A 23,492-nucleotide genomic window follows, 5' to 3' on the forward strand; every position below is an offset into this window, starting at 1 on the left:
ACCCACCTCGACGCATGAGGTCGAAGAAGTCGTGGTTGTTCTTGGTGGACTTCATTTTGTCGAGGATGAATTCCATCGCTTCGATCTCGTCCATCGGGTACAGCAGCTTGCGCAGGATCCAGGTCTTTTGCAGGATCTCGGGCTTGAGCAGCAGTTCCTCGCGGCGGGTGCCTGACTTGTTGAGCAGGATCGAGGGATACACCCGCTTTTCGGCCATGCGGCGGTCCAGGTGGATCTCGCAGTTGCCGGTGCCTTTGAATTCCTCGTAGATCACTTCGTCCATGCGGCTGCCAGTGTCGATCAGGGCCGTCCCGATGATGGTGAGCGAGCCGCCTTCTTCGATGTTGCGGGCCGCGCCAAAGAAGCGCTTGGGCCGCTGCAGGGCGTTGGCATCCACACCGCCGGTGAGCACCTTGCCCGAGGAGGGCAGCACGTTGTTGTAGGCACGCGCCAGGCGGGTGATGGAGTCCAGCAGGATGACCACGTCTTTCTTCAGCTCGACCAGGCGTTTGGCCCGCTCGATGACCATTTCAGCCACTTGCACGTGACGAGCGGCAGGCTCGTCGAAGGTGGAGCTGATCACTTCACCGCGCACGGTGCGCTGCATCTCGGTCACTTCCTCGGGGCGCTCGTCGACGAGCAGCACGATGAGGTAGACGTCGGGGTAGTTGGCCGTGATCGCGTGGGCCAGGTGCTGCATCATCACGGTCTTGCCGCTCTTGGGCGGGGCCACCAGCAGGGCGCGTTGGCCTTTACCGATGGGGGCGATGAGGTCGATGATGCGACTGGTGATGTTTTCGTCCGAACGGATGTCGCGTTCGAGCTTGAACTGCTCTTTGGGGAAGAGCGGGGTCAAGTTCTCGAACATGATTTTGTGCTTGTTCTCCTCGGGGGTGAGGCCGTTGACACGGTCGACCTTGACCAAGGCGAAATAGCGTTCACCGTCCTTGGGAGTGCGAACTTCGCCCTCGATCATGTCGCCGGTGTGCAGGTTGAAGCGGCGGATCTGGCTGGGCGAGAGGTAGATGTCGTCGGTGCTGGCCAGGAAGCTGGTCTCGGGCGAGCGCAGGAAGCCGAAACCGTCGGGCAGCACTTCCAGCACGCCATCGCCGAACACCTGCTCGCCTTGTTTGGCGCGCTTTTTCATGATCGCAAACATCAGCTCTTGCTTGCGCATACGGCTGGTGTTTTCGATCTCCAGCGACTCGGCCATTTTGATGAGCTCCGAGACGTGCAGGACTTTGAGTTCTGAAAGGTGCATGGGTGCAAACCCTGGTCGGTGTGAAGACGAAACTGGAGAAACCTGAGGCATCAGCGAGGCGGCTGCGCTGCCCATGAGGCACGCAGCGCCGTCAACCTGCGCCGGTTTGCGTCCGCGATGTCCGCGGATGCTGCATTTGGGAAGGGTGGTGAGCCGAAACTGAGCGCCGGCAATGAATGGGGCGCAGCGGCGAGTTCAGCGACCTATTGCCCGTCGAGCTGCGCCGGGCTTGTGGCTCCGGCGTCAGCCAACTTTCGCGCTGATTATAGATGCCCGTCGACGAAGGCCGTCAACTGGGCCTTGGTCAGTGCGCCAACTTTGGTGCCGGCGAGCTGGCCTCCCTTGAAGAGCATCAAGGTGGGGATGCCGCGAATGCCGAATTTGGCGGGCACTTCCCGGTTTTCGTCGACGTTCATCTTGGCGACTTGCAGACGGCCGTTGTAGTCTCTGGCCACTTCGTCCAGGATGGGAGCGATCATCTTGCAAGGACCGCACCACTCCGCCCAGTAGTCCACCAACACAGGCTTGTCGGCCTGCAGCACGTCGGCGTCGAAAGACGCATCCGAGACGTGTTTGATCAGCTCGCTGCTCATTGTTCAATCCTCGTGTGCGTCAGGCCTCCAGCCCGACAAGGCACAATGATTTTGACACAAAGCCTGCTGGCCCTTGAGCCGTCAGGGAGTCCGCGCGGCAGTGGGCCGCGTGGATCGAATCCTCGTGATGCATGTCTTCTTCGATGCCGACTTCGCTCGAACGATGCCAGCTGCCCAGCGCACCGGAGGCCTGGGCGGACGTCATCTCGGCGCTGCGTCGCTTCCTCCAACGGCACGGCGTGGCGGCGCGTGACCTGTGGGTGATCGTGCCTTTTGCGCAACATCTGCCCTTGGCCCGCGAAGCTTGGGCCAGTCAGGTCGGTGCCGGATGGATGCCCCGGTTCGAAACCACGCAGACGCTGGCGGCCGCGTTGGGGCCGCCGCAGGACATCCCAGAGGCGTTGCCAACCGGCAATGCGCTGGTCGACCGCTTGGCCGCGGCGCCTTTGCTGGCCAGCCAGTCCTGGGCCCGATGGACCGCGCAGAACGATGCGGTGATGTTCCGGCACTGGGTGCGTCTGCTCGTGGAGACGACCCATCAGCTGATGGAGGGGGCGGCTTGTCAGCCTCCCGATCTGCGGGAGGCTTGGTGGGCTCGTGTGCAGGAGCGGCTCGAAAGCCGGCTGGCGGCTCAGGTGGCCGCCGGTGAGGTGGAGGGGGCCTTGGCTCGGGTGGCCTGGGCCTGGGCACGCCAGCGCGACACGCTGCCCACCGATGCGTTGTTCCGGGTGCGGCCTGCGGCTTGGGCGGTCGTGCAGGCCGGCGAGGTCGATGCGCTCATGGCATCGGTCGTGGCGCAATTTCCTGGTCCGGCGCTGTGGCTGGAGGTGAATCCACCCGAAGGGACCGCGATCACCGACATGCGGCAGGTGCCGTCCTTGGTGGCGTGTCGGGACGCCGAGGAGGAGGCCCAGGTGGCGGCAGCCCGGGTTTTGCGTCATGTGGCCGACGGCGAGGTGCCAGTGGCCTTGGTGGCCCAGGACCGCGGGCTGGTGCGCCGCATTCGGGCCTTGTTGGAGCGGGAGAAGGTCCGCATTCATGATGAGACGGGCTGGAAGCTGTCCACGACCCGGGCGGGCGCATGCGTGATGGGGCTGCTGCGGCTGTGCGAGGCCGGGGCGTCCACGGATGAACTGCTGGACTGGCTCAAGAGCGGGTTCGTGGACCTTCAAGGGCACGAGGCGGGGCTCGTGGCGTTGGAGGAGGCGCTGCGCCGACAGCAAGCGGCCTCGGTGGCGCAGGTGCGGCTGCAGGCTCTGCCGGAAGCGGCGCGGTCGCTATGGCAGTTTGGGAGCGAGGTGCGCGAACCGCTGGCGCGTCTGACGCAGACGCATCTCGCTCGATGGCAGCAGGCTCTCGTGCAAGGGCTGCAGCGTTGCGGAGCCTGGCAGCGCCTGCAGCGCGATCCTGCAGGCGCCCAGTTGTTGCAGGCCTTGCATTTGCACGAGGGGGAGGCAGGGGCCGGTGCCTACGGCAGGCAGGCCGCGCAATTGGTGTGCGACCGCGTGGAGTATCGGGCCTGGGTGGACGAAGTGCTGGAGGCGGTGTCGTTTCGACCGGCGCCTCAGGAGCCCGCCGAGGTGGTGATTGCGCCGCTGTCGCGATGCATGCTGCGGCCCTTTGCGGCGGTGGTCTTGCCTGGCTGCGATCACACGCACCTGGGGGCTGCAGCCAGTGTCGGTGGCTGCTTGAGTGAGGCCGAGCGCCGTGATTTGGGGCTGCCCACGGGGCAAGCGCTCTGGCAGCGCGAGCGGCTGGCGCTGCGCCATGTGCTCACCCACCCGCGCTTGAGCCTGTCATGGCGGCGCACGCATCAGGGCGAGCCGCTGCAGGTGTCGCCGCTGCTGGAGCCCCTGCGCCTGGCGCTGCGCCGCGCCGGGCGCGACTGGGCGGCGGCCACCGATGGGTTGGTGCGCCAGGTCTTGCCCGTGCGTGTCGTGCGGCCGACGCGGCCTTCGGCGCCGGCTTTGTTGCCATCGAAGGTCAGCGCGTCGGCCTATGAGGCCTTGCGAGCCTGTCCCTATCGTTTTTTTGCGCTGCACATGCTGGGCCTGCAGGAGGTCGAGGTGCTCGATGATGCGCCGGACCGGCGCGACCTGGGCCAGTGGCTGCACGGGGTGCTGCATGCATTCCATGTGTCGCGCGCATCACCGAGCAACGATTGGCAGGCCGATGTCGATCGACTGCTGGCGATGGGGCGACAGCAACAGCAGGCACTGGGCCTGGACGATGCGGCCTTTTTGGCCGAGTGGTTGTATTTCGAGCGTTTGGCCCCGGCTTATGTGGACTGGCTGCATGCTCAAGAGGCTCAGGGGTGGCGCTTCGAGCGCGGCGAGTGGGCTGTTTCGATGTCTGATGCAGGGCCGGCCGATTTGAAAGGTCGGCTGGATCGGGTGGACCGGCTGATGCAGCAGCACGGTGGGGCCCGGGCCCGGTTGATCGACTACAAGACGTCTTCGGCCGATAGCTTGCGAGCCCGTGTGCGTCGGCCGCTGGAGGATACGCAGCTGGCCTTCTATGCGGCCTTGTGGGAAGGCCTCGTCGGGGCGGTGGAGGAATTGGAGGGGTTGGAGGCTGGCTATTTGGCACTGGAGACGCCGGTGAAGTGGATCGAGCATCCACGAGTGACCGACAGTGCGGCGGCGCTGCGCGCAGGACTGGCCGAGGACTTCACCCGTTTGGCAGCGGGGGCGCCGCTGCCGCCCTTGGGGCAGGGGCCGGCATGCGAGCATTGCGCAGCGGCCGGCTTGTGCCGCAAGGCGCATTGGGATGGCTCGATGGGCGAGGAGGCGTTGGCATGAGGGGGGACGTGGGGCATGCCGATGTACCGTCTTATTACATCGACGGGCAACGGGTCAGCCGCGAGGCGTTCTATGCGCAGGCCTGCGACCCCAGGCGCAGCGTGGTCGTGGAGGCTTGCGCCGGCGCGGGCAAAACTTGGATGTTGGTGTCGCGCATTCTGCGGGCCTTGCTCGACGGGGTGCCCGCGCGCGAGATTTTGGCCATCACCTTCACGAAGAAGGCGGCTGCGGAAATGCGTGCCCGGCTGATGGAGTGGCTGGCTGAGCTTGCGCTGGCGGGCGAGGACGCTCGGGTCGAGGCGCTGGTGGAGCGAGGCCTGAGCGAGCCTGAGGCACACCGGCAAGCGGCGACCCTGGGAGGGTTGTACGAGCGCTTGTTGGAGTCGGGCGAGCAGGTGGAGGTCCGCACCTTCCATGCCTGGTTTGCCCAGCTGCTGCGGGCCGCGCCCCTGCACGTGATCGACGAGCTCGGCTTGGTGCCGCAGGCCCGCTTGCTCGAGGACACTGCCGAATTGCAGGGGCCGACCTGGCGGGAATGGTTGCGCCGTGTGCACGCGGATCCGGGCTTGCGTGACGACTTGGCGGCCTTGATGCGAGACCATTCTCAGACGCGGGTGCGCCAGTGGTTGCTGGGTTTGATCGAGCGGCGTGTGGAGTTCGAGCTGGCCGACGGTGCCGGCACGTTGGCCGCCAGCGTGCCGGCGGCCGCGCAGTGGCGGGCCGAATTTGCAGGGCTGGAGCACCCGGCTCAACGCATGCGGCATGCGGCCGTGCGGGATGTGCTACAGGCCGTGGCCCGTGCTTTGGGCGCGCAGAAAAACGCCACGCCGCGCAAGGCCGCCCAGGCGCTGGAGCAGGCGTTGTCCTTGTCCGATGACCAGGCGGCATTTCATGCGGTGCGCACGGCGTTGTTCACCCAGTCGGGCTCGCTGCGCAAGCACCTCCAGGCGCCAGGGCTGGACGATGCCGTGGCTTGGCTGAACGAGATCCAACAGGGGATGGCTCAGGAGATCGCCCACCGGGAGCACCAGCGTCTGGTGCGCTTGGGCAGGGTGCTGCTGCAGGCTTACGGGGCGGTGAAGCGGCAACGGGGCCTGGCCGATATGGCCGACCTGGAGCGATGTGCCCTCAGGCTGCTGGGCGATGGCGCGATGGCGGCCTGGATGCAAGAGCGCTTGGATGCCCGAGTGAGTCAGGTTCTGATCGATGAGTTCCAGGACACCAACCCGCTGCAGTGGCAAGCATTGTCTCAGTGGCTGTCGTCTTATGCCGGTGCGGGCGGCGGCCAAAGCGGGCGGCGGCCGCCGGCGGTGTTCATCGTGGGCGATCCCAAGCAAAGCATCTACCGCTTCCGTCGGGCCGAACCCCGGGTCTTCGAGGCGGCCAAAACCCTGGTGGTGCAGGGTCTGGGCGGCTCGGTCTTGGCGTGCGACCACACCCGACGCAATGCGCAAGCGGTGATCGATGCCCTGAAAGTGGTGTTCGAAGAGGCGCAAGCCGAAGGAGCTTTCGAGGGTTTTCGGCCCCATACGACCGAGCACCGAGACAAGGGTTGGGCCGGGCGGGTGTGTGCGCTGCCGCGCATCGAGCGACCCGAACGGCAAGCGCGGATCGAGCCGAACGAGTCGGCATGGCGTGACAGCTTGACGCAGCCGCGCCACGAGGAGCAGGAACCTTGGCGGGCACAGGAAGCCCGCGCCGTGGCGCAAGCCATCGAGCACCTGGTGCGGGTCGAGGGGGTGCCCCCAGGAGAGATCCATGTGCTGGCGCGCCGGCGCGCACCGTTGGGCTGGGTCGCCCGAGCCTTGCGCGAGCGGCATATCGCCTGCGCCAGCCCCGAGGAACACGCCTTGATGGATGCGCTGGAGGTGCGCGATCTCGTGGCTTTGCTGGATGCCCTGGTCTCGCCCGGTCATGCGTTGTCGCTGGCCCAGGCGTTGCGGTCTCCGCTTTTCGACGCCGATGACGAGGAGCTCGTCTGGCTGGCCGGACGCGCGCGCCAGATGGGGGGCTGGTGGGAGGCGCTGATGGCCTCCAGCACGCAGGACGACCTGCCAGGGCCGGCGCTGCAACGAGCTCGCGCGCTTTTGCCGGGCTGGGCCGAGGCTGCCCGCCATTTGCCGCCGCACGATTTGCTGGACCGCATTTACGCCGAGGGTGACGTGTTGGCCCGGTATGCGCAACGGGTGCCGCCAGAGTTGCGCCTATCGGTGATCGCACACTTGGAGGCCTTGTTGTCCTGTGCGCTGGAGCTCGACGGTGGTCGCTACGCCACGCCCCATCAGTTCGTGCAAGCCCTGCGCAAACATTCGCCCAAATTGTCCTTGGACGGCGCCCCCGAGGCGGTCCAGCTGCTCACCATTCACGGGGCCAAGGGCTTGGAGGCCCGTGTGGTCTTCTTGATCGATACCGACCCGGAGCGTCGTAGCAGTGCCGATCGCCACGACAGCGGCACCGTCTTGGTGGACTGGCCGGCCGAGGCGCCGCAGCCGCGTTGCTTTGCGTTCGTGGCCGACGAGCGGCAGCCTGCGCCCAGCCTGGTGGAGGCGATGGCTTTGGAGCGCGCCGCGCGCGCCCGCGAGGAGATGAACAGCTTGTACGTGGCGATGACACGTGCACGCCAGCAGCTCGTGATCAGCGCCAGTGCCCCTCATCTGGGGCAAGACGGAAAGAGCTGGTGGTCGCGGTTGGCCGCCGTGTGTGTGCCGTGGGAGCCGGCTGCGGGGCGCGGCGAGTCGTCGCAGGAAAGCGTGGCCGCCGAGGTGGGCGTCTGGCGTTTGCCGAGTTTGCATCGCCAAGCCCAGCCGGCCATCGAGTCCGCCTCTGCACTGCGATCGACCGAGGGCGCGCGACTGGGGGAAGTGGTGCACCGTTGTCTGGAGTGGTTGGCCGCACCGTCTGGCTTGGTACCGAGCCGCGTGGACGCGCTGGTGCAGTGTGCGGCCGAAGCGCTCGGTGCCGACGAGGGGACCGCGAGGGCCGCCGCGGAGGTGGTGCGGCGCATGCTGGCCGATGCACGCATTGTTGCGTTGTTGGGGGGCGAGACGCTGCTGTGGGCCGGCAATGAGGTGCCGGTGGTGGTCGATGGCCGTCCGGGTCGTATCGATCGCCTGGTGTTGCGCCGGGAGCCCGATGGGCAGCGATGGTGGGTGCTGGACTACAAGACCGAGTTCCGCCCCGAGGACGACCCGGCCTTGCGGATGCAGCTGGAACGGTATCGGCGTGCCGTGCAGGCGGGCGACCCCTCTCGGCCGGTGCGTGCGGCATTCATCACCGGAGACGGACGGTTGGTGGAAGTCGAGCCTGCCGGGAAATAAGCCCGCTTTGCTCGGGTTAGTTTCCCGTTTGCGGCAGGCCAAGGCGGTGTCCAATGGGGTGTGATCCTCCACCTCGCGTGCCAGCATGCCAACCCCGACCACCGCCCATCCACCCGTTCGTCGCTTGGGGAGGTATGAACTGCGCCAACTGCTCGGGCAGGGGGGGCAGAGTGCGGTCTGGAAAGCGTTCGACCCGCGGTTGGATCGGGAAGTCGCCCTCAAGTTGCACCGCGCGCAGGCCAGTGACGGTCAGATCTTGACTCAGTGGCTGCATGAAGCGCGGGCGGTGGCTCGCCTGACGCATCCTCACATCGTGCCGCTGTTCGAGGCCGATGTGCACGATCGCCACCCCTATCTGGTGTTCGAGCTGGTCGAAGGCCCGACCTTGTCGCAGCGCCTGCGAGAGCATGGCGCCATGCCGGCAGCCGAGGCGGTGCGCCTGATGCTCGGGGTGTTGGAGGGACTGGAGCATGCCCATCGGGCCGGCGTGATCCATCGCGACCTGAAGCCGTCCAACATCTTGGTCGACCGTGATGGCCGGGCCCGTGTGATGGATTTCGGCATTGCGGTGAATCAAGGCCAAGGCTCCGTGCAGGACGCCTTGGTCGGCACGCCGGGCTACATGGCCCCGGAGTTGGCGCAGGGCTTGCCGGCCACGGTGCAGACCGACGTGTTCGCCGCCGGCTTGGTGCTCTATGAGATGCTGGTGGGCGTGCCGGCCGTGCGTGAGTCCGATCCGTATCGGGCCTTGCACCGTCTCACGCACGAGGACGTGGCCCTGCCGGCGCAGCTGCCCCATCCGGTGGACGACGCTTTGCGGGCCATCGTTCACAGGGCCACGGCGCGTGAGACGAGCGTGCGTTACGCCAGTGCTGGCGAGCTGGCGGCTGCTTTGCAGGCTTGGCTCACGCCGAAAGACACCGGTGGCCAAGTCGCTGGGCATGCCACACTGGAATTCTTGATGCGTCGCATGCGCCACAAGAGCGACTTTCCGGCGCTGACCGACGCGGTGGCGCGCATCCAGCGCCTGGCGGCCTCGGAGCACGAAAGCTTGCATGGCTTGTCCAACGAGATCCTCAAGGATGTCGCTTTGACGAACAAGCTGTTGCGCCTGGTCAACTCGGCACACTACCGTAGCGCCGGTGGCGGCAGCATCAGCACGGTCACACGGGCGGTGGCACTCGTGGGATTTGCAGGCATCCGCAACTTGGCGCTGTCGCTCGTGATGCTGGAGCACATGCAGGACAAGGCCCACGCAGCCTCACTGAAGGAGGAGTATCTGCGGTCGCTCATGGCCGGCAACGTGGCCCGTGAGCTGGCCCTCAGCGGCCGGGAGGCCGAAGAGGCCTTCATTGCGGCCATGTTCCACAACCTCGGGCGTACCTTGGCTCAGTTCTACTTCCCGGAAGAAGTCGAGCAGATCCGCCGCCTGGTGCACGCCGGCCGGGGCTCGGGACTGGACGAGTCGGCAGCGGCCGTGCAAGTGCTGGGGCTGAGCTTCGAAGAGCTGGGGCTCGGCGTGGCCCGTCACTGGGGCTTGCCGCAAACGCTGCAAGCCAGCATGCGCAAATTGGCCGCCGATGCGCCGGTGAAAAAGCCCAGTGTGCCCACCGAAAGGCTGCGCTTGCTGGCCTGTGCGGCCAATGAGCTGGCCGATGCCGTGCTGTACGTGGAACGTGCGCGCCACGTCGAAGCGCTCAAGGCTGTGGCCGCTCGGTACGGGGCGGCCTTGGAACTGGCCGAGCGCGATGTGCTAGAGGCCGTGCAACGCTCGCGCGAGCGCATGGCGGAGATGGTGCCGGCGCTGGATATCCAGGTCGCTGCGGGCAGCCGCAGCCAGCGCTTGCTCGACACTCGGGGGCCTGCGCAGGGCTTGCAGCGAAGCGACGGACTCGGCGAGCACGACCTCGACACCGTGGTGCAAACGCAAGCTGGAGAACTCCAGGATGTGGCCGAGCCGGCACACGATCTTGCGGCGCAGGGCTTGGCCGCTGGCATCCAGGACGTCAGCAACGCCCTCGTCGAGAACTGCAAGCTCAACGAGGTGCTGCACATGATCCTGGAGACGATGTACCGCTCGCTGGGCTTTGGCCATGTGCTTCTGTGCCTGCGTGATGCCCGCAGCGGCATGATGATCGGCCGCTACGGCCTGGGGCGTGATGCCGAGCAGCTGGCCGCACGGTTTCGCATCGACCTCTCGTCCACGGCCACCGATTTGTTTGCGCTGGTGTGCAAAAAGGGGGTCGATACTCTGATTTCCGATGCCCGCGTGCCCAATCTGGCCGAGCGCCTGCCCGAGTGGTATCGCCGCCAGGTCGATGCGCCAACGTTCTTGCTCTTGCCACTGATGTTGCGCCAGGCGCCGCTGGGGCTGATTTACGCAGACAAGGCCCGCAGCGGCTCGATCTCGATCGATGAGCGCGAGCTGTCTTTGCTGCGGACCTTGCGCAACCAGGCCGTGATGGCTTTCAAGCAAGTCGCTCACTGAGCACCTTGCTGCCGGAGATACCGGTCAAACCCCCGCCAGTTCTGCGGTCCGATGGGGGGACGATCATGGTCAAATCGGGGCATGTCGCGCGCCTTCATTGCCCAGACTTGATGTGAGCACCGTCGATACCGAGACCCCCAACGCATCGCTCGGGCGCTATCAGTTGGTTCGCCTGATGACCAGCGACGTCGACAGCGCCTGGTGGCAAGCGCGCGACGTGACGACCGAGCGGGACTGGTTGCTTCAGGTTTGGCAGCAGCTACCGCTGCCTGGCCTGACCCCGGCGACGTGGCGCGAGGTCACGCGGGCGCAATGCGCGCTGAGCCACCCCAACATCGTGCAGGCCGTCGAAGCTCGCATCGAAGCCGATCGGGCGGTGTTGGTGTGCGCGCCGTTTGCCGGCATGGTGCTGTCGCAATGGCTGGCCGATCACGAGACCATGCCGGTGCGTCAGGCCGTGCTGGTGGCCATCGGCGTGCTCGATGCCCTGGTGCATGTGCACGAGGCCGGGATGGTGCATGGCCGCGTGCGGCCCGATGCCGTATGGCTGGACATCACGGGCCGCGCCTTGCTCGGCGCGTTCGAGCCGGCGGGGCGAAGCATCGATCCTTTGCGGCTGAACACCGCGCGCGGGTTGTATCTGGCGCCGGAGGTGGCCGCAGGGATGCGCGCTGATGCGCGCAGCGACGTGCACGGGGTGGGCTTGCTGTTGTATGCGCTGCTGGTGGGGCGGCCGGCCGTGGCCGATGCACAGCCGCGTCGTGCGCTACAGCGGCTGCAAACGGAAGACCTGAGCGTGCCGGCGGGTGTGTTGGACCAGCCTGGCGAAGCAGGTTTGCGCTCCATCGTGCACGCCGCGCTGGCACGCGATCCACGGCAACGACCACAGAGTGCGCAAGCGCTGCGTCAAGCCTTGCAGGACTGGCTCACCCCCGCCTTGCTCGACGGCAGCGGCGATACCCTGGCCCAGCGCACTTTGCAGCGCCTGCTGGCCAGCCTGGCCCAGCGCGGTGATCTGCCGGTGCAGGCCGAGTCGGTGCGCCGTGTGCGGCGGCTGGCGGGTGCCGAAGCCGTCAATCTCGACGAAATCGCGCGTGCCGTGCTCGATGACGTGGCCCTGGTGCACAAGTTGTTGCGCATGACCAATGCTGCCTATTTCAGCTCGGTGGGCGGTGGCAGCATCACGACGGTGTCGCGTTGCATTGCGCTGCTGGGGGTGCAGGCCTTGCGTGACATGGCAGGTACCTTGCCGCAGCTGGAGGATCTGCGCGACAGCGCCCAGCGCGAGGCGCTGGCCGACGAATATGCGCGCTGCCGCGTGGCCGGGCGGGTCGCCGCGCGCTTGTGCCCCACGCAGACCGCGGAAGAAGAGAGCTACATCGCCGCGCTGATGCAAAACCTGGGTCGGGTGCTCGTGCAGCACCATCTGCCCGACGAGGCCGCGCAAGTGCGTCAGCTGGCGCGCAGCCAAGGGCAAAGCGAAGAACAGGCCGCTCAGGCCGTGCTGGGCTTGAGTTACGAGGACCTCGGCGTGGCCGTCGGGCGCACCTGGGGGTTGCCGGAGGAATTGCTCCGAGTGATGCGTGTGCCGCAGCCCGGCAGCCCCGTGCGCATGCCGCAACGACGCAGCGATTGGTTTCGCCTGCTCGGTGGCGTAGGCAATGTCGTGGCAGGCACGCGCAAGCGCGATGCCGCCCGCGAGGTGTCGGATCAGACGTTGCGCTGGCTCGACCAGTACGCCGCGGCACTGGGCGTTCAGGCCCAGGACATTTGGGAGGCGGCGGGCACGGCGGCTCCTCCTGCTGCGGCGATGCGACGCGACCCCGCCAGTGGAACTGCCACGCTGCGCTCGGGTCTGGAGCCCCCCGTCAAAGCAAGCCTGACGACGGCGGACGTTTCACCGGTTCATCCCTTGTCGGCCGCCCTCGCCCAGCTGCGATCTGCGCTGCGGCGCGGGGAAGGGCGGGAGGCCTGTGTGGACATCGTGGGGCAGGCGGTGTGGCGACACTTTGGCTGCCGCTGCGTGGCACTGATCGAGCTCGAGCCCACCAGCGGTTGGTTCCAAGCGCGCAAGGTGTGGGGGCAGTTCGATACCGCCTGGGGGGCTCAGTTTCGATTCCCGCGTGACGATGCGGCCGATGCCTTCAGTGCCCTGTGTGCCAAGGGGGCCGATTCGCTCATTCGCGATGCCACCGTGCCGGGTTTGGCCGCCAAGCTGCCGGCCTGGTTTCGCACCCATGTGGCGGCTCCGGCCTTCATGCTGCTGCCCATCAGCGATGGCCAACAGACGGCCGCCGCCTTGTATGCCGACCATGCGCAGCCCAATGGCTTGCGGTTGTCGGACCGCGACTTGTCTTTGATGCGCAGCCTGCGCGACGAACTGCGCAAGCTGTATGTGGTTGCGCAGCGCACGAAGGCTTGAGCAAGGCTCAACGGCGGCTCCTCCCGTACACTTCACCCCCCAAGGCCCCGGTGGCGAAAGTGGTAGACGCAGCGGACTTAAAATCCGCCGCCGTCCGAGAGGAGGCGTGCCGGTTCGAGTCCGGCCCGGGGCACCACGGGAGCGGCCCACGCCGTGCATGCCCCAGGCATGCAAAGCCGACTCTGGCATCATGCCCGCCAGCGTGCACAAGGAGATCTCATGGCGGCCGTGTTTCCTCAGCAAGCCCTCAACGAAGGCGTGCGTAAGCGCGAGGTGTTCGGGTGGGCGATGTACGACTTCGCCAACTCGGGCTATACCACCGTCGTCTTGACGGCCGTGTTCAACGCGTACTTCGTTGGCGTGGTCGCTGAAGGTGCCCAATGGGCCACCTTGGCCTGGACGGCCTCGCTGTCGGCCTCGTGCCTGTTGGTGATGTTCACCGCGCCGACCCTCGGTGCTTATGCCGATTGGCGGGCGGCCAAAAAGCGCTTGCTGGCCTTCACCACGGCCGGCTGCGTGCTGACGACCTTGGCGCTGGCCCTGGTGGGGCGTGGTGACGTGGCCCTGGCCGTGGTAGCCATCATTTTGTCCAACAGCTTTTATGCCTATGGTGAATCGCTGATTGCGTCCTTTCTGCCCGAGCTGGCCCGCCCACCTGCGCTGGGCCGCGTGTCGGGCTGGGGCTGGAGCTTTGGCTACTTTGGCGGCATGCTGTCTTTGGGCTTGAGCTTGGCCTATGTGTTGTGGGCCCAGGCCCAGGGACTGCCCGCCACCCATTTCGTGCCGGTCACGATGGTCATTACGGCGACGGTCTACGGCGTGGCTTCGCTGGTCACCTTTGCCTTGTTGAAGGAGCGGGCCGTGCCGCAGCCGCAAGCCATGCGGGACAGGGGGCTGCGCGCCTCGATCGATCGACTGTGGCAGACCTGGCAGCGCGCACGGGGTCATCGTGACTTCCTCTGGCTGCTGGGCTGCACCGCCAGCTACCAAGCCGGTATTGCCGTGGTGATCGCATTGGCGGCCGTCTACGCCGAGCAGGTGCTGGGCTTCCAGCAGCAACAAACCATGGCCCTGGTCTTTCTCGTCAACATCGCGTCGGCCCTGGGCGCCTTCGGTTTTGGGTACCTGCAGGATCGCTTGGGTCACAAGCGCTCGTTGGCCTTGACGCTGGTGGGCTGGGTCGCGATGGTGGTCTTGGCCTACCTGGCCACTTCGGCTCCCTTGTTCTGGGCCGCTGCCGTCATCGCCGGGCTGTGTATGGGGTCCAGCCAATCGGCCGGACGCGCCCTGGCCGGTCTCTTTGCGCCGCAGAAGCATTTGGCCGAGTTCTTTGGGCTGTGGACATTCGCCGTGCGGCTGGCGGCCATCGTCGGGCCCATCACCTACGGCCTGGTGACCTGGTGGACCGCTGGCAACCATCGGTTGGCCATCGTCTCTACGGGGCTGTTCTTCTTGGCAGGGCTGCTGTTGCTCAAGCCGGTGGACATCGAGCGCGGTCGCGCAGCGGCCATCCAAGGGTGAGGCGGCGACCCGCCCCGTAGAATCCACTCCATGAGTTACCTCGTCCTGGCCCGGAAGTACCGCCCGCGCACCTTCGAGCAGATGGTGGGCCAGGGCCATGTGGTGCAGGCCCTGTCCAATGCGCTGACGCAGCAGCGCCTGCACCATGCTTATCTTTTTACCGGCACGCGGGGGGTGGGCAAGACCACGGTGTCGCGGATCTTGGCCAAGTCGCTCAATTGCGTCGGCCCCGACGGGCAAGGCGGTGTCACGGCCACGCCCTGCGGGGTGTGCCCGCCGTGCCGGGACATCGACGCCGGTCGCTTCGTCGACTATGTCGAGCTCGATGCGGCCTCCAACCGGGGCGTGGACGAGATTGCCCAACTGCTCGATCAAGCCGTCTACAAACCGGTGGTGGGGCGCTTCAAGGTCTACATGATCGACGAAGTGCACATGCTCAGCAACCATGCCTTCAACGCGATGTTGAAGACCTTGGAAGAGCCGCCGGAGTACCTGAAGTTCGTGCTGGCCACCACGGACCCTCAGAAAGTGCCGCCCACGGTGCTGTCGCGCTGCTTGCAGTTCAATCTGCGTCCGATGGCCCCGCAAACGGTGTTGGAGCACTTGCAACAGGTGCTCGCTGCCGAAGGCATCCAAGCCGAGCCGGGCGCGCTGCGGCTTTTGGCGCGCGCCGCGCGCGGCTCGATGCGCGACGCCTTGTCGCTGACCGACCAGGCCATTGCCTACGGTTCCGGGGCTTTGGCCGAAGCCAGTGTGCGACAGATGCTCGGCGCAGTCGGCCGCGGCCATGTGTTCCGCCTCATCGAGGCCTTGGCCGCTGGTGATGGGCCTTCGCTGCTGAGCCTTGTCGATGAGATGCGCATGCAGGGGTTGTCGCCGGCCGGGGCCTTGGAGGAGATGGCCGCCGTGTTGCAAGAGCTGGCCGTGCGCCAAGTGGTGCCCCAGGCGGGCGCCACCGACGATCCCGACCATGCCACCTTGCAGACCCTGGCGGCAGCCTTGCCGCCGGAGGACACGCAACTGTTCTACAGCATCGCGCTGCACGGGCGCCATGAGCTGGGCTTGGCCGCCGACGAATACGGCGCCCTGACGATGGCCTTGTTGCGCATGTTGGCATTCCGGCCGGCCATGCCGGGCTCTACCCGCCCGGCGGCGATGCCTCTGCAGCGCCAAGGGGCCGCTCGCGCCAGCGTGCCGCCGCGCACCAGTGCCGTTTCTGCCGTGCCCCAGCCGGCTGATGCGGCGCTGCCGCGCCCCGCAGCGGCGCGCGGGCCGCGTGGGGCGTCCCAGGGGCCCCAACAGGCATCTGCCGCCGCCATGGCGCCCGTCACGGCGGCCCCCCAGGCCGACACCTTGCCATCGTGGGAGGCCGATGCGCCGCGGGCGGCCGAAGCGGCGAGTCCAGGGCTGCCACAGCCGAGCGTCAGCCACGAAGTGCGGGCGACGGCGGCCACGCCGGCGCCGAGCCCCGTCGCCGATACGGCTGTGGCGGACCGTTGGTACGCCCTGGTGGCCCAGATGATCGATCGGGGGCTGGTGACGGCACTGGTGCGTGAGCTGGCCTTGCAGGCCCAATGCGTGGCGGTGGATGATGCGGCCCAACCGGCGCGCTGGCAACTTCGGGTCGAGCGCGAGACGCTGGCCTCGTCGGCATCGCAAGCCCGGCTTCAAGCGGCGCTGTCGGAGGTGCTGGGTCAGCCGGTGGTGCTGGAGCTGTCGGTTGGCCCCACCGACGACACCCCCGCACGTCGGGAGGCCCAGGCCAAAGCCCTGCGCCAACAGGCGGCCGAGGCCGAAATCCTCAATGACCCGTACGTGATGTCGTTGCTGCAGGAGTTTGCCACGGCTCGCGTCGTACCCGGTTCGATCAGACCGCTGTGACCCTAAGGCGGTGCCGGCCCCAGGCCGCCGCTGCCTCGTTTTTCTCCAGGAAAGGACCCTCCTCATGCTCAAAGGACAACTCGCAGGCCTGATGAAGCAGGCCCAGGCGATGCAAGAGAACCTGCGCAAGGCGCAAGAGGAACTCGCGCACACCGAGGTGGAAGGACAGTCGGGCGCGGGCTTGGTGAAGGTGCTGATGACCTGCCGGCACGACGTGCGCCGGGTCAGCATCGACCCCAGTTTGCTCAGCGACGACAAAGACATGCTGGAAGACCTGGTGGCGGCGGCTTTCAACGATGCGGTGCGCCGGGCCGAGGAGCTGAGCCAGGAAAAGATGAGCAAACTCACCGCCGGCATGCCGCTGCCGCCGGGAATGAAGTTCCCCTTCTGATCGGTCGTTCCGCCGGCCATGGCCACACGCGCACTGGATGCATTGATCGAGGCCTTGCGCCGCCTGCCGGGCGTGGGGCCGAAGTCGGCTGCACGCATGGCCTACCACCTGCTGCAGCATGACCGCGATGGCGCTTACCGGCTGTCGCAAGCGCTGCAAGCGGCCATGACGGCGGTGCGCCACTGCCAGCGGTGCAACACCTTCACGGAAGACGAGCTCTGCGACACCTGCCGCGATCCGCTACGAGACGCCAGCCAGCTGTGTGTGGTGGAGACACCTGCGGATCAGGCGGCGATCGAGCGCACGGGCAGCTACCGCGGGCTGTATTTCGTGTTGCAGGGAAAGCTCAGTCCGCTCGATGGTGTGGGCCCGCGCGACATCGGTCTGTCCAAGTTGTATCAGCGCGTGGCCGACGGCCAGGTGCGTGAGGTCATTCTGGCCACCAACTTCACGGCCGAGGGTGAAGCCACGGCCCATGTGTTGTCTGAAGGGCTGAAGGCCCGGCGACTCAAGGTCACCCGTCTGGCTCGCGGCGTGCCCGCAGGCAGTGAGCTGGAATATGTCGATGTGGGCACCATCGCCCATGCGCTGGTCGATCGACGCTGATCTACGTCTCCCAAGGCGGCATTCCACGGGCTTACCCTGACAGGAGCCGCCCTGATGGGAGACGCCCCGCGCCTTGCCTAAGGTGCAGGCATGGCGCGTGTGCATGCTTGGTCTTCTCGGCCTGCGTGGCCCAGCCGCCGGCGCTGGCTCGTGCGGGCAAGCGCGGGGGCGGCTGGATTGGCCTGCCCGGCCCTGTGGGCCGAGCGGCCGGGGCCGCGGGCGCGTGTGCTCCTCGGGCTGACGCGGGAGGACTCGTTGTTTCATTTGCCGCTTGTGGTGGCCAGGCAGCTGGGGTACTTCACCGACGAGGGCCTGGACGTGCGCCTGGTTGGTTGGGGCTCGACGGCCGCCGTGGCCCGCGCATTGCGGCAAGGTCGGATCGACGTGGCTGCGGCTTCTTACCTGCAACTCATCGTCCAGCGCCTGCAAGACCAACCGTGGCAGTCTTTCGTGCTGATGGGACGCTCTCCCATGGTGGCCATGGGCGTATCCACGGCCCAGTTGCCGCAGTTCGACCATGTCGTGCAACTGCGTGGCCAGTGCATTGGCGTTGCGGCCGAGAGTCTGGCGGCCCGCTTGTTGGCCCAGGCCTTGTTGGCCAAGGCCGGCCTCAGCCCGGCCGAGGTCCATTGGCTGGAGCTGCCCGCCGGCGCGGCCGATCTGGTGGCATGGGACCAAGGCCGCATCCAGGCGCTCAGCCATGCCGATCCCCTGATGACGCAGCTCGAACGGCGCGGTGAGTTGCGTCTGCTGGCCGATGCCCGCACCTTGCGCGGGACGGAGGATGTCTTCGACGGCCCGCTGCCCTCGACCTGCCTGTTTGCGCATCGCGGCTATGTCAAGGCCCGCGCGCACATCGTGCAGGGACTCACGCAGGCCGTGCTGCGATCGTTGCGTTGGCTGCAGACGGCCGCCCCGGCGGATCTGCTGGCAGCGGTGCCAGCCACGCACACTTGGGCAGACCGCGCGCTCTACCTGGCCGCCTATTTCCGTGTGCGCGAGGGCTATTCGCCCGACGGGATCTTGGACGACGAGGCCGCACACAACGCTTGGCGCGTGGTGCAAGGCCTCGAGGGCGTCGGGTTGCGGCCGGATGTGGCCGCACGGATGGCCTCGGCCCACACCAATGCCTTCGTGCTGCAGGCGCGGCGCGTCATTGGCGCGCCAACTTGACCGTTTGCTTGGCGCGCGGGGCCGCCTTGGCCTGCGTGCGCGTCGACGGTTTTTTCGATGCCGTGGTTTGAACGGCTCGGGTATAGACCACCACGCGCTGTCCGCGGGTGAAGCGGCTGGTGGGACTCACGTTGTTCCAGGAGGCCAGTTCGGCGGCCGAGACCCGGTAGCGCCGCGCCAGGCTGGCCACGGTGTCTTTGCTGCCAGCGCGCACGACGATGCGCTTGCCAGGCGGGCGCTGCGGGGCCAAGGACAGTGTGGCATGGTCGGCGATGTGTTCGTCCACGTCACGGAGGTGTTTGCGGTCATTGCGCGGCACCAGCAAGGTCGAGCCGGCTTTGACCACCATGCGCGGGGGAATCTTGTTCACCGCGCGCAATTGCGCTTCACTCATGCCCAGCTTGCGCGCGATCTCGGCGGGCGATTGCGTTTGCGGCACGACCCAGGCGGTCCAACTGGCCAGCGGGCCCTTGTGTTGGGCCAGGTTGCGGACGAACTGCTTGGCATTGTCGTAGGGCAGCAGGATCTGCGGCATGCCGGCAGCCAGGATCACCGGCTTGTTCAGTTGAGGATTCAAGGCCATGAACTCGGCGCGGTCCAGGCGAGCCAGCGAGATGGCCAGGTCCACGTCGATGTCACGCTGGATCTCGACCGTGAGGAAGTAGGGGTGGTTTTCGATCGGGGTGAGCGTCAGGCCGAAAGCCTCGGGGCGCGCCACGATGTTCTTGATGGCTTGCAGCTTCGGGACGTAGTACCGCGTCTCCGTGGGCATGCGCAGACTTTCGTAGTCGATGGGGCGCCCCTGCGCCCGGTTGCGTGCGATGGCGCGTTGCACATTGCCCTCACCCCAGTTGTAGGCCGCCAGGGCGAGGTGCCAGTCGCCAAACATGTCATACAGCCGCGTCAGGTAGTCCAGCGCGGCCCGGGTGGAGGCCAACACGTCGCGCCGCTCGTCGCGGAAGATGTTTTGCTTGAGGTCGTAGTGGCGGCCGGTGGACGGGATGAACTGCCACATGCCCGAGGCGCGGGCACTGGACAGCGCTTGCGGGTTGAAGGCGCTTTCGATGAATGGCAGCAGCGCCAGCTCGGTGGGTAGGCCGCGGCGTTGCACTTCCTCGACGATGTGGAACAGGTAGCGGCTGGCCCGCTCGGTCATGCGCTGCATGTACTGCGGGCGGGCGGCATAGTAGCGCTCGCGGTCGCGTACCAGTTCGTTGTCCAGGTCGGGCATCGCGAAACCTTCGCGGATGCGCTGCCACAGGTCACGCGAAGCCACTTCGTCCGGCACATCGCCCACATCGGCCGCACTGCTGGGGCCGCCAGCATCGGGCACGATCACTGCTGCTGCAGCGTTGGGGCTGGGGGCCGGCTGCGACGGCACGGACGGCGCTGGGGATTCGAGCGGCGCGATCGGTGCCGGGGGGGCCACCGTTGCCGGCGCCGCCGCAGGCAGCGCTGGAGCGGCTGCAGGCGAGGGTTCGTTCAGGCTCGCGCATCCGGCCAGACCCAAGCAGGCCAACGCGAGCAGCGTGGCACATCGATGAGACAAACGTACAAACATCATCGGTAGTCGTTCTTCCATTCGCGCAAGGCAGCCAGCACGGACACGGCATCGTCGGCCGTGGGTTGGCGGCGTCGAGCGGCGGCCACCACTTCGGGCTCGCGGCAGCGCAAAAAAGGATTGATCGCGCGTTCGCGCGCGATCGTGCTGGGCAGGGTAGGCTGGCCACGCGCACGCAAAGCCTCACAATGCCGCACATACTCTGCCAGTGCCGCATTGCCGGGCTCGACCGCCTGTGCAAAGCGCAGATTGCTCAAGGTGTATTCATGGGCGCAGCACACTTTCGTCGAACCGGGCAGCGCGGCCAGCCGCGCCAACGAGGCGCTCATCTGAGCCGGTGTGCCTTCGAACAAGCGACCACAGCCGGCCGAGAACAAAGTGTCACCACAAAAGAGCAGGGGGCCTTCGCCCGCACCTGGGCTCCAGAAAGCGATGTGCCCGGCCGTGTGTCCGGGCACGTCGATCACCTCAAAGTCCAGCCCCCTCCACTGCACGCGCTGTCCATCGCACAGCGGGGTGTAAGGGGGCGGGATGGCCTCACGCGCCGGACCGTAGACTGGGCCGTGCAGCACACTGCGCAGGGCATCGATGCCACCGACATGGTCCCCGTGGTGATGGGTCACTAGAATGCCGCTGAGCCTCAGGCCATGGGTCTGTAAGGCCTCGATCACCGGCGCTGCTTCGCCTGGATCGACCACCAAGGCTTCGCGGCCATCGTGGAGCATCCAGATGTAGTTGTCGGTGAAGGCGGGTAAGGCAAGCAGTTTCATGAGGCAAGACCGAAGGATTATAGGTTTGGAGGAGTGGCTGCTCACCCCAGCGGGTCAGTACCTGTTGGCGTGGGAACGCGAGCAAATCGATCGGACCGTCAACGATCTGTTCGGGTTCCATGCCGTGCAGTTGGGCTGGCCCTGTCTGGACGCATTGAGGCACAACCGCATGCCGCATCGTTGGGTGCTGCTCGATCGACCGCCGGCTGGTGACCCGCCACAACCGCCCCTGAGGCCGGCACCATCGCCCAGCGGCCACACCTCCGAGGCTGCGCAGCCGACCCCGCATGCGGTGGTGGCCGACTTCCACGCCCTGCCGTTCGAGACGCAGAGTCTGGATCTGGTGGTGTTGCCGCACAGTCTGGAGTTGGCCGGCGATCCGCATCAGACCTTGCGCGAGGTCGAGCGGGTGCTGGTGCCCGAGGGCAGAGTGATCATCCTCGGCTTCAACCCGGCCAGCCTGTGGGGCTTGCAACAGCGCTGCGCCCGCATGGGCATGCGCTTGGGCCTGGGGGCCTTGCCGCTGCCCGAAACGGGGGAATTCATCGGCTACTGGCGCTTGCGCGACTGGTTGCGCCTGCTCAGTTTCGACATCGAGGGCGGGCGTTTCGGCTGTTACCGCCCCCTGCTGCGCACCCAATCGTGGTTGGATCGCTACCGTTGGATGGAGCCGGCCGGCGACCGCTGGTGGCCCGTGCTCGGGGCGGTGTACTTTTTGGTGGCGGTCAAGCGGGTGCGAGGCATGCGCCTGATCGGACCGGCCTGGAAACAGCGTCAGCGCACCCAGGCCGCACCGGCCGTCGTGGCCCGTCGCAAGGCGCATCGGCCTGCGAATGGTTCTGGTTCGGGGGCGCCCTGACGCTTGGGATCAACACAAGATCAATGTCCATGAATATCACGACTCCAAGACCCCAGGTGGTCATCTACACCGACGGGGCTTGCAAAGGCAATCCAGGCCCCGGGGGCTGGGGCGCTTGGCTGGTCTGCGGCGTCCATGAAAAAGAGTTGTTCGGCGGCGAACGCTCCACCACCAACAACCGCATGGAGCTCACCGCCGTGATCGAGGCCTTGGCCAGCCTCAAGCGCAGCTGCGATGTGACGATCTACACCGACAGCCAGTACGTGCGCAAAGGCATCACCGAGTGGTTGCCCGCCTGGAAGGCCCGTGGCTGGAAGACGGCCGATCGCAAACCCGTGAAGAACGTCGAGTTGTGGCAGCGGCTGGAGGCGTTGGCCGCCTTGCACCGCGTACATTGGCGTTGGGTCAAGGGCCATGCTGGCGACCCCGGCAATGAGCGCGCCGATGCCCTGGCCAACCGCGGAGCGGCCAGCGTGGGCTGAGAGCCGTCGTGTGCGATCTGCGATCGCTGGGCTGCCAGGACTTGTGAAGAAGTGTGAACCGGCTTGGTGGCTTGCGCGTACATTGTCGGCATGCCCGCAGGATCGCGCCGTATGAAGAAGTTGCACACCCTCGTTGCGGTGGCCGGCATCGCGCTGGCCAGCGTGGTGGCCTACTGGTACCAACACATCGGGCCAGGATCCAAGTCCGGCCCCTCAGCGGTGGGGGCCCCAGACAAGGCCGCGACCGCCGCGCGCGCAACGGGGCCCGCCGGTCCTGTGGCCGTGGAGGTGGGGCGAGCGCTGTCACTGCCGGTGGCCGAGCTGGCCCAGGCCGTGGGCACGTTGAAGTCCCGTCAAGGCGTGATGCTGCGGCCGGAGGTTTCAGGGCGGGTGGCCGCACTGGGCTTTCGTGACGGTCAGGTGGTGCGTCGTGGCCAGCTGCTGGTGCAGCTCGACGACAGCGTGCTTCGTGCCCAACTTCAACAAGCGCAAGCCCAGCTGGACATTGCCCGAGCCAACGATGCCCGCAACCGCGAGCTGCTGGCGCAAAACTTCATCAGCCAGGCGGCGGTCGATCAGGGGGCTGCCAATCTGCAGGTGGCTCGCGCGCAAGTGGCGCTGGTGCAGGCTCAGATCGAGCGTTTACGCATCGTGGCGCCCTTCGACGGGACGGTCGGTATCCGGCTCGTCAACGTGGGCGACTATGTGCGAGAGGGAACCGATTTGGTGAGCTTGGAAGACCTGCGCACGGTCTACGTGGATTTCCGCTTGCCCGAGCGCTATCTGCCGCAGCTGCGCGTCGGTCAGCCGGTCCAGGTCCGCGTCGATGCCTTGCCCGGGCAGCGCTTCGAAGCCCGTGTCCAGGCGCTCGAACCCCAAGTCGATGTCAACGGACGTTCGGTGCTCGTGCGGGCAAGCATCGATAACCCTCGAGGGCTACTGCGGTCGGGCATGTTCGCCCGTGTCGAGGCGGTGCTTGCAACTCGTGTCGATGCAGTGATGGTGCCGGAGGAGGCCATCGTGCCGCAGGGCGGACGGCAGTATGTGATCCTCGTCGTCGACGGTGGCGAAGGCATGCCTGCCGGTACTCGGGTGTCGCGTCGCGTCGAGGTGGTGCTGGGACAGCGCCGTGAGGGCCTGGTGGAAATCGTGCGGGGCGTGCCGGCGGGCGCGACGGTCGTCACTGCCGGGCATCAGCGTATTGGTGCCGACGGCACCCCCTTGCGGGTGGTCGAAATCGGTGGTGCTGCGCGTCCTGCGGAGGCGGCGTCGGCACCGGCGGCAGCCAGCGCGGCTGGCCAGGCGCGTCGCCAGGGGCAGCGTACCGTGGCGGCCAGCCCGTTGTCGCAGCCATAGCAGGGGCCGA

The 23,492-nt window shown here is 66.9% G+C and carries 16 protein-coding genes and 1 tRNA gene; 13 read left to right on the forward strand and 4 right to left on the reverse strand.

Annotated features, from left to right (window positions below):
* Both rho and trxA read right to left on the reverse strand, forming a co-directional pair.
* Positions 1 to 1,261, reverse strand: a 1,261-nt coding sequence (gene rho / locus CTA01S_RS14555) for a transcription termination factor Rho (protein ID WP_019560288.1), incomplete at its 3' end; no start/stop codon positions are given.
* A 263-nt stretch (positions 1,262 to 1,524) separates the two neighbouring features.
* The gene (gene trxA, locus CTA01S_RS14560) at positions 1,525 to 1,854 is read right to left on the reverse strand and encodes a thioredoxin TrxA (protein ID WP_019560287.1); all 330 of its coding nucleotides are present in this window, start codon (positions 1,852 to 1,854) and stop codon (positions 1,525 to 1,527) included.
* 143 nt (positions 1,855 to 1,997) lie between these two features.
* On the opposite strand from trxA, the gene CTA01S_RS14565 reads away from it, so the two are divergent.
* The 10 genes from CTA01S_RS14565 (at position 1,998) to CTA01S_RS14610 (ending at position 18,454) form a co-directional block, all read left to right on the forward strand.
* Positions 1,998 to 4,655 (forward strand): PD-(D/E)XK nuclease family protein, encoded by a 2,658-nt coding sequence (locus CTA01S_RS14565; RefSeq protein ID WP_062196643.1) that lies wholly within the window; start codon positions 1,998 to 2,000, stop codon positions 4,653 to 4,655.
* Positions 4,652 to 7,972, forward strand: a complete 3,321-nt coding sequence (locus CTA01S_RS14570) for a UvrD-helicase domain-containing protein (RefSeq protein WP_198150894.1) — start codon at positions 4,652 to 4,654, stop codon at positions 7,970 to 7,972. The genes CTA01S_RS14565 and CTA01S_RS14570 overlap by 4 nt, the downstream gene beginning before the upstream one ends.
* An 85-nt stretch (positions 7,973 to 8,057) precedes the next feature.
* A complete protein-coding gene (locus tag CTA01S_RS14575; RefSeq protein ID WP_062196647.1) occupies positions 8,058 to 10,460 on the forward strand; it encodes a serine/threonine protein kinase in 2,403 nt (800 codons plus the stop codon).
* 175 nt (positions 10,461 to 10,635) lie between these two features.
* The gene (locus CTA01S_RS14580) at positions 10,636 to 12,882 is read left to right on the forward strand and encodes an HDOD domain-containing protein (protein WP_157451388.1); all 2,247 of its coding nucleotides are present in this window, start codon (positions 10,636 to 10,638) and stop codon (positions 12,880 to 12,882) included.
* Positions 12,883 to 12,926: 44 nt separating this feature from the next.
* Positions 12,927 to 13,018: transfer RNA gene (locus tag CTA01S_RS14585), tRNA-Leu, on the forward strand.
* A gap of 83 nt (positions 13,019 to 13,101) precedes the next feature.
* On the forward strand, positions 13,102 to 14,403 hold the full coding sequence (locus tag CTA01S_RS14590; protein ID WP_062196663.1) for an MFS transporter: 1,302 nt from the start codon (positions 13,102 to 13,104) through the stop codon (positions 14,401 to 14,403).
* Between the two features lie 30 nt (positions 14,404 to 14,433).
* On the forward strand, positions 14,434 to 16,284 hold the full coding sequence (gene dnaX, locus CTA01S_RS14595; protein ID WP_062196652.1) for a DNA polymerase III subunit gamma/tau: 1,851 nt from the start codon (positions 14,434 to 14,436) through the stop codon (positions 16,282 to 16,284).
* A gap of 64 nt (positions 16,285 to 16,348) precedes the next feature.
* Positions 16,349 to 16,675 carry a YbaB/EbfC family nucleoid-associated protein gene (locus CTA01S_RS14600; protein WP_019560280.1) on the forward strand — a complete coding sequence of 109 codons (327 nt, stop codon included), beginning with the start codon at positions 16,349 to 16,351 and terminating at the stop codon, positions 16,673 to 16,675.
* An 18-nt stretch (positions 16,676 to 16,693) separates the two neighbouring features.
* Positions 16,694 to 17,281 carry a recombination mediator RecR gene (gene recR, locus CTA01S_RS14605; RefSeq protein ID WP_062196653.1) on the forward strand — a complete coding sequence of 196 codons (588 nt, stop codon included), beginning with the start codon at positions 16,694 to 16,696 and terminating at the stop codon, positions 17,279 to 17,281.
* A gap of 90 nt (positions 17,282 to 17,371) precedes the next feature.
* Entirely contained in the window at positions 17,372 to 18,454 is a 1,083-nt protein-coding gene (locus CTA01S_RS14610) for an ABC transporter substrate-binding protein (protein WP_084362465.1), read from the forward strand.
* Here the strand turns inward: CTA01S_RS14610 and CTA01S_RS14615 are convergent.
* Positions 18,435 to 20,018, reverse strand: a complete 1,584-nt coding sequence (locus CTA01S_RS14615; RefSeq protein ID WP_084362467.1) for a transglycosylase SLT domain-containing protein — start codon at positions 20,016 to 20,018, stop codon at positions 18,435 to 18,437. The two genes, CTA01S_RS14610 and CTA01S_RS14615, sit on opposite strands and share 20 nt — an antisense overlap.
* Complete coding sequence (gloB, locus tag CTA01S_RS14620; protein WP_019560276.1) at positions 20,015 to 20,785, reverse strand: hydroxyacylglutathione hydrolase; 771 nt, start codon at positions 20,783 to 20,785, stop codon at positions 20,015 to 20,017. Before gloB ends, CTA01S_RS14615 begins: the two co-directional genes overlap by 4 nt.
* Before the next feature lie 25 nt (positions 20,786 to 20,810).
* On the opposite strand from gloB, the gene CTA01S_RS14625 reads away from it, so the two are divergent.
* The 3 genes from CTA01S_RS14625 (at position 20,811) to CTA01S_RS14635 (ending at position 23,482) form a co-directional block, all read left to right on the forward strand.
* Positions 20,811 to 21,644: a class I SAM-dependent methyltransferase gene (locus tag CTA01S_RS14625; protein WP_084362469.1), complete on the forward strand. Its 834-nt coding sequence runs from the start codon at positions 20,811 to 20,813 to the stop codon at positions 21,642 to 21,644.
* 29 nt (positions 21,645 to 21,673) lie between these two features.
* Positions 21,674 to 22,126, forward strand: a complete 453-nt coding sequence (gene rnhA, locus CTA01S_RS14630; protein ID WP_062196657.1) for a ribonuclease HI — start codon at positions 21,674 to 21,676, stop codon at positions 22,124 to 22,126.
* Positions 22,127 to 22,237: 111 nt separating this feature from the next.
* Positions 22,238 to 23,482 (forward strand): efflux RND transporter periplasmic adaptor subunit, encoded by a 1,245-nt coding sequence (locus CTA01S_RS14635; RefSeq protein ID WP_062196658.1) that lies wholly within the window; start codon positions 22,238 to 22,240, stop codon positions 23,480 to 23,482.
* Positions 23,483 to 23,492 lie beyond the last annotated feature (10 nt).

Origin of the sequence: Caldimonas taiwanensis NBRC 104434, from assembly GCF_001592165.1 — a bacterium.
Classification (GTDB): Bacteria; Pseudomonadota; Gammaproteobacteria; order Burkholderiales; family Burkholderiaceae_C; genus Caldimonas; species Caldimonas manganoxidans.

Coding starts and splice junctions, on each gene's coding strand:
- trxA (WP_019560287.1), bottom strand. CDS start 1,854: ATGAGCAGCGAGCTGATCAAACACGTCTCGGATGCGTCTTTCGACGCC.
- CTA01S_RS14565 (WP_062196643.1), top strand. CDS start 1,998: ATGCCGACTTCGCTCGAACGATGCCAGCTGCCCAGCGCACCGGAGGCC.
- CTA01S_RS14570 (WP_198150894.1), top strand. CDS start 4,652: ATGAGGGGGGACGTGGGGCATGCCGATGTACCGTCTTATTACATCGAC.
- CTA01S_RS14575 (WP_062196647.1), top strand. CDS start 8,058: ATGCCAACCCCGACCACCGCCCATCCACCCGTTCGTCGCTTGGGGAGG.
- CTA01S_RS14580 (WP_157451388.1), top strand. CDS start 10,636: ATGACCAGCGACGTCGACAGCGCCTGGTGGCAAGCGCGCGACGTGACG.
- CTA01S_RS14590 (WP_062196663.1), top strand. CDS start 13,102: ATGGCGGCCGTGTTTCCTCAGCAAGCCCTCAACGAAGGCGTGCGTAAG.
- dnaX (WP_062196652.1), top strand. CDS start 14,434: ATGAGTTACCTCGTCCTGGCCCGGAAGTACCGCCCGCGCACCTTCGAG.
- CTA01S_RS14600 (WP_019560280.1), top strand. CDS start 16,349: ATGCTCAAAGGACAACTCGCAGGCCTGATGAAGCAGGCCCAGGCGATG.
- recR (WP_062196653.1), top strand. CDS start 16,694: ATGGCCACACGCGCACTGGATGCATTGATCGAGGCCTTGCGCCGCCTG.
- CTA01S_RS14610 (WP_084362465.1), top strand. CDS start 17,372: ATGGCGCGTGTGCATGCTTGGTCTTCTCGGCCTGCGTGGCCCAGCCGC.
- CTA01S_RS14615 (WP_084362467.1), bottom strand. CDS start 20,018: ATGATGTTTGTACGTTTGTCTCATCGATGTGCCACGCTGCTCGCGTTG.
- gloB (WP_019560276.1), bottom strand. CDS start 20,785: ATGAAACTGCTTGCCTTACCCGCCTTCACCGACAACTACATCTGGATG.
- rnhA (WP_062196657.1), top strand. CDS start 21,674: ATGAATATCACGACTCCAAGACCCCAGGTGGTCATCTACACCGACGGG.
- CTA01S_RS14635 (WP_062196658.1), top strand. CDS start 22,238: ATGAAGAAGTTGCACACCCTCGTTGCGGTGGCCGGCATCGCGCTGGCC.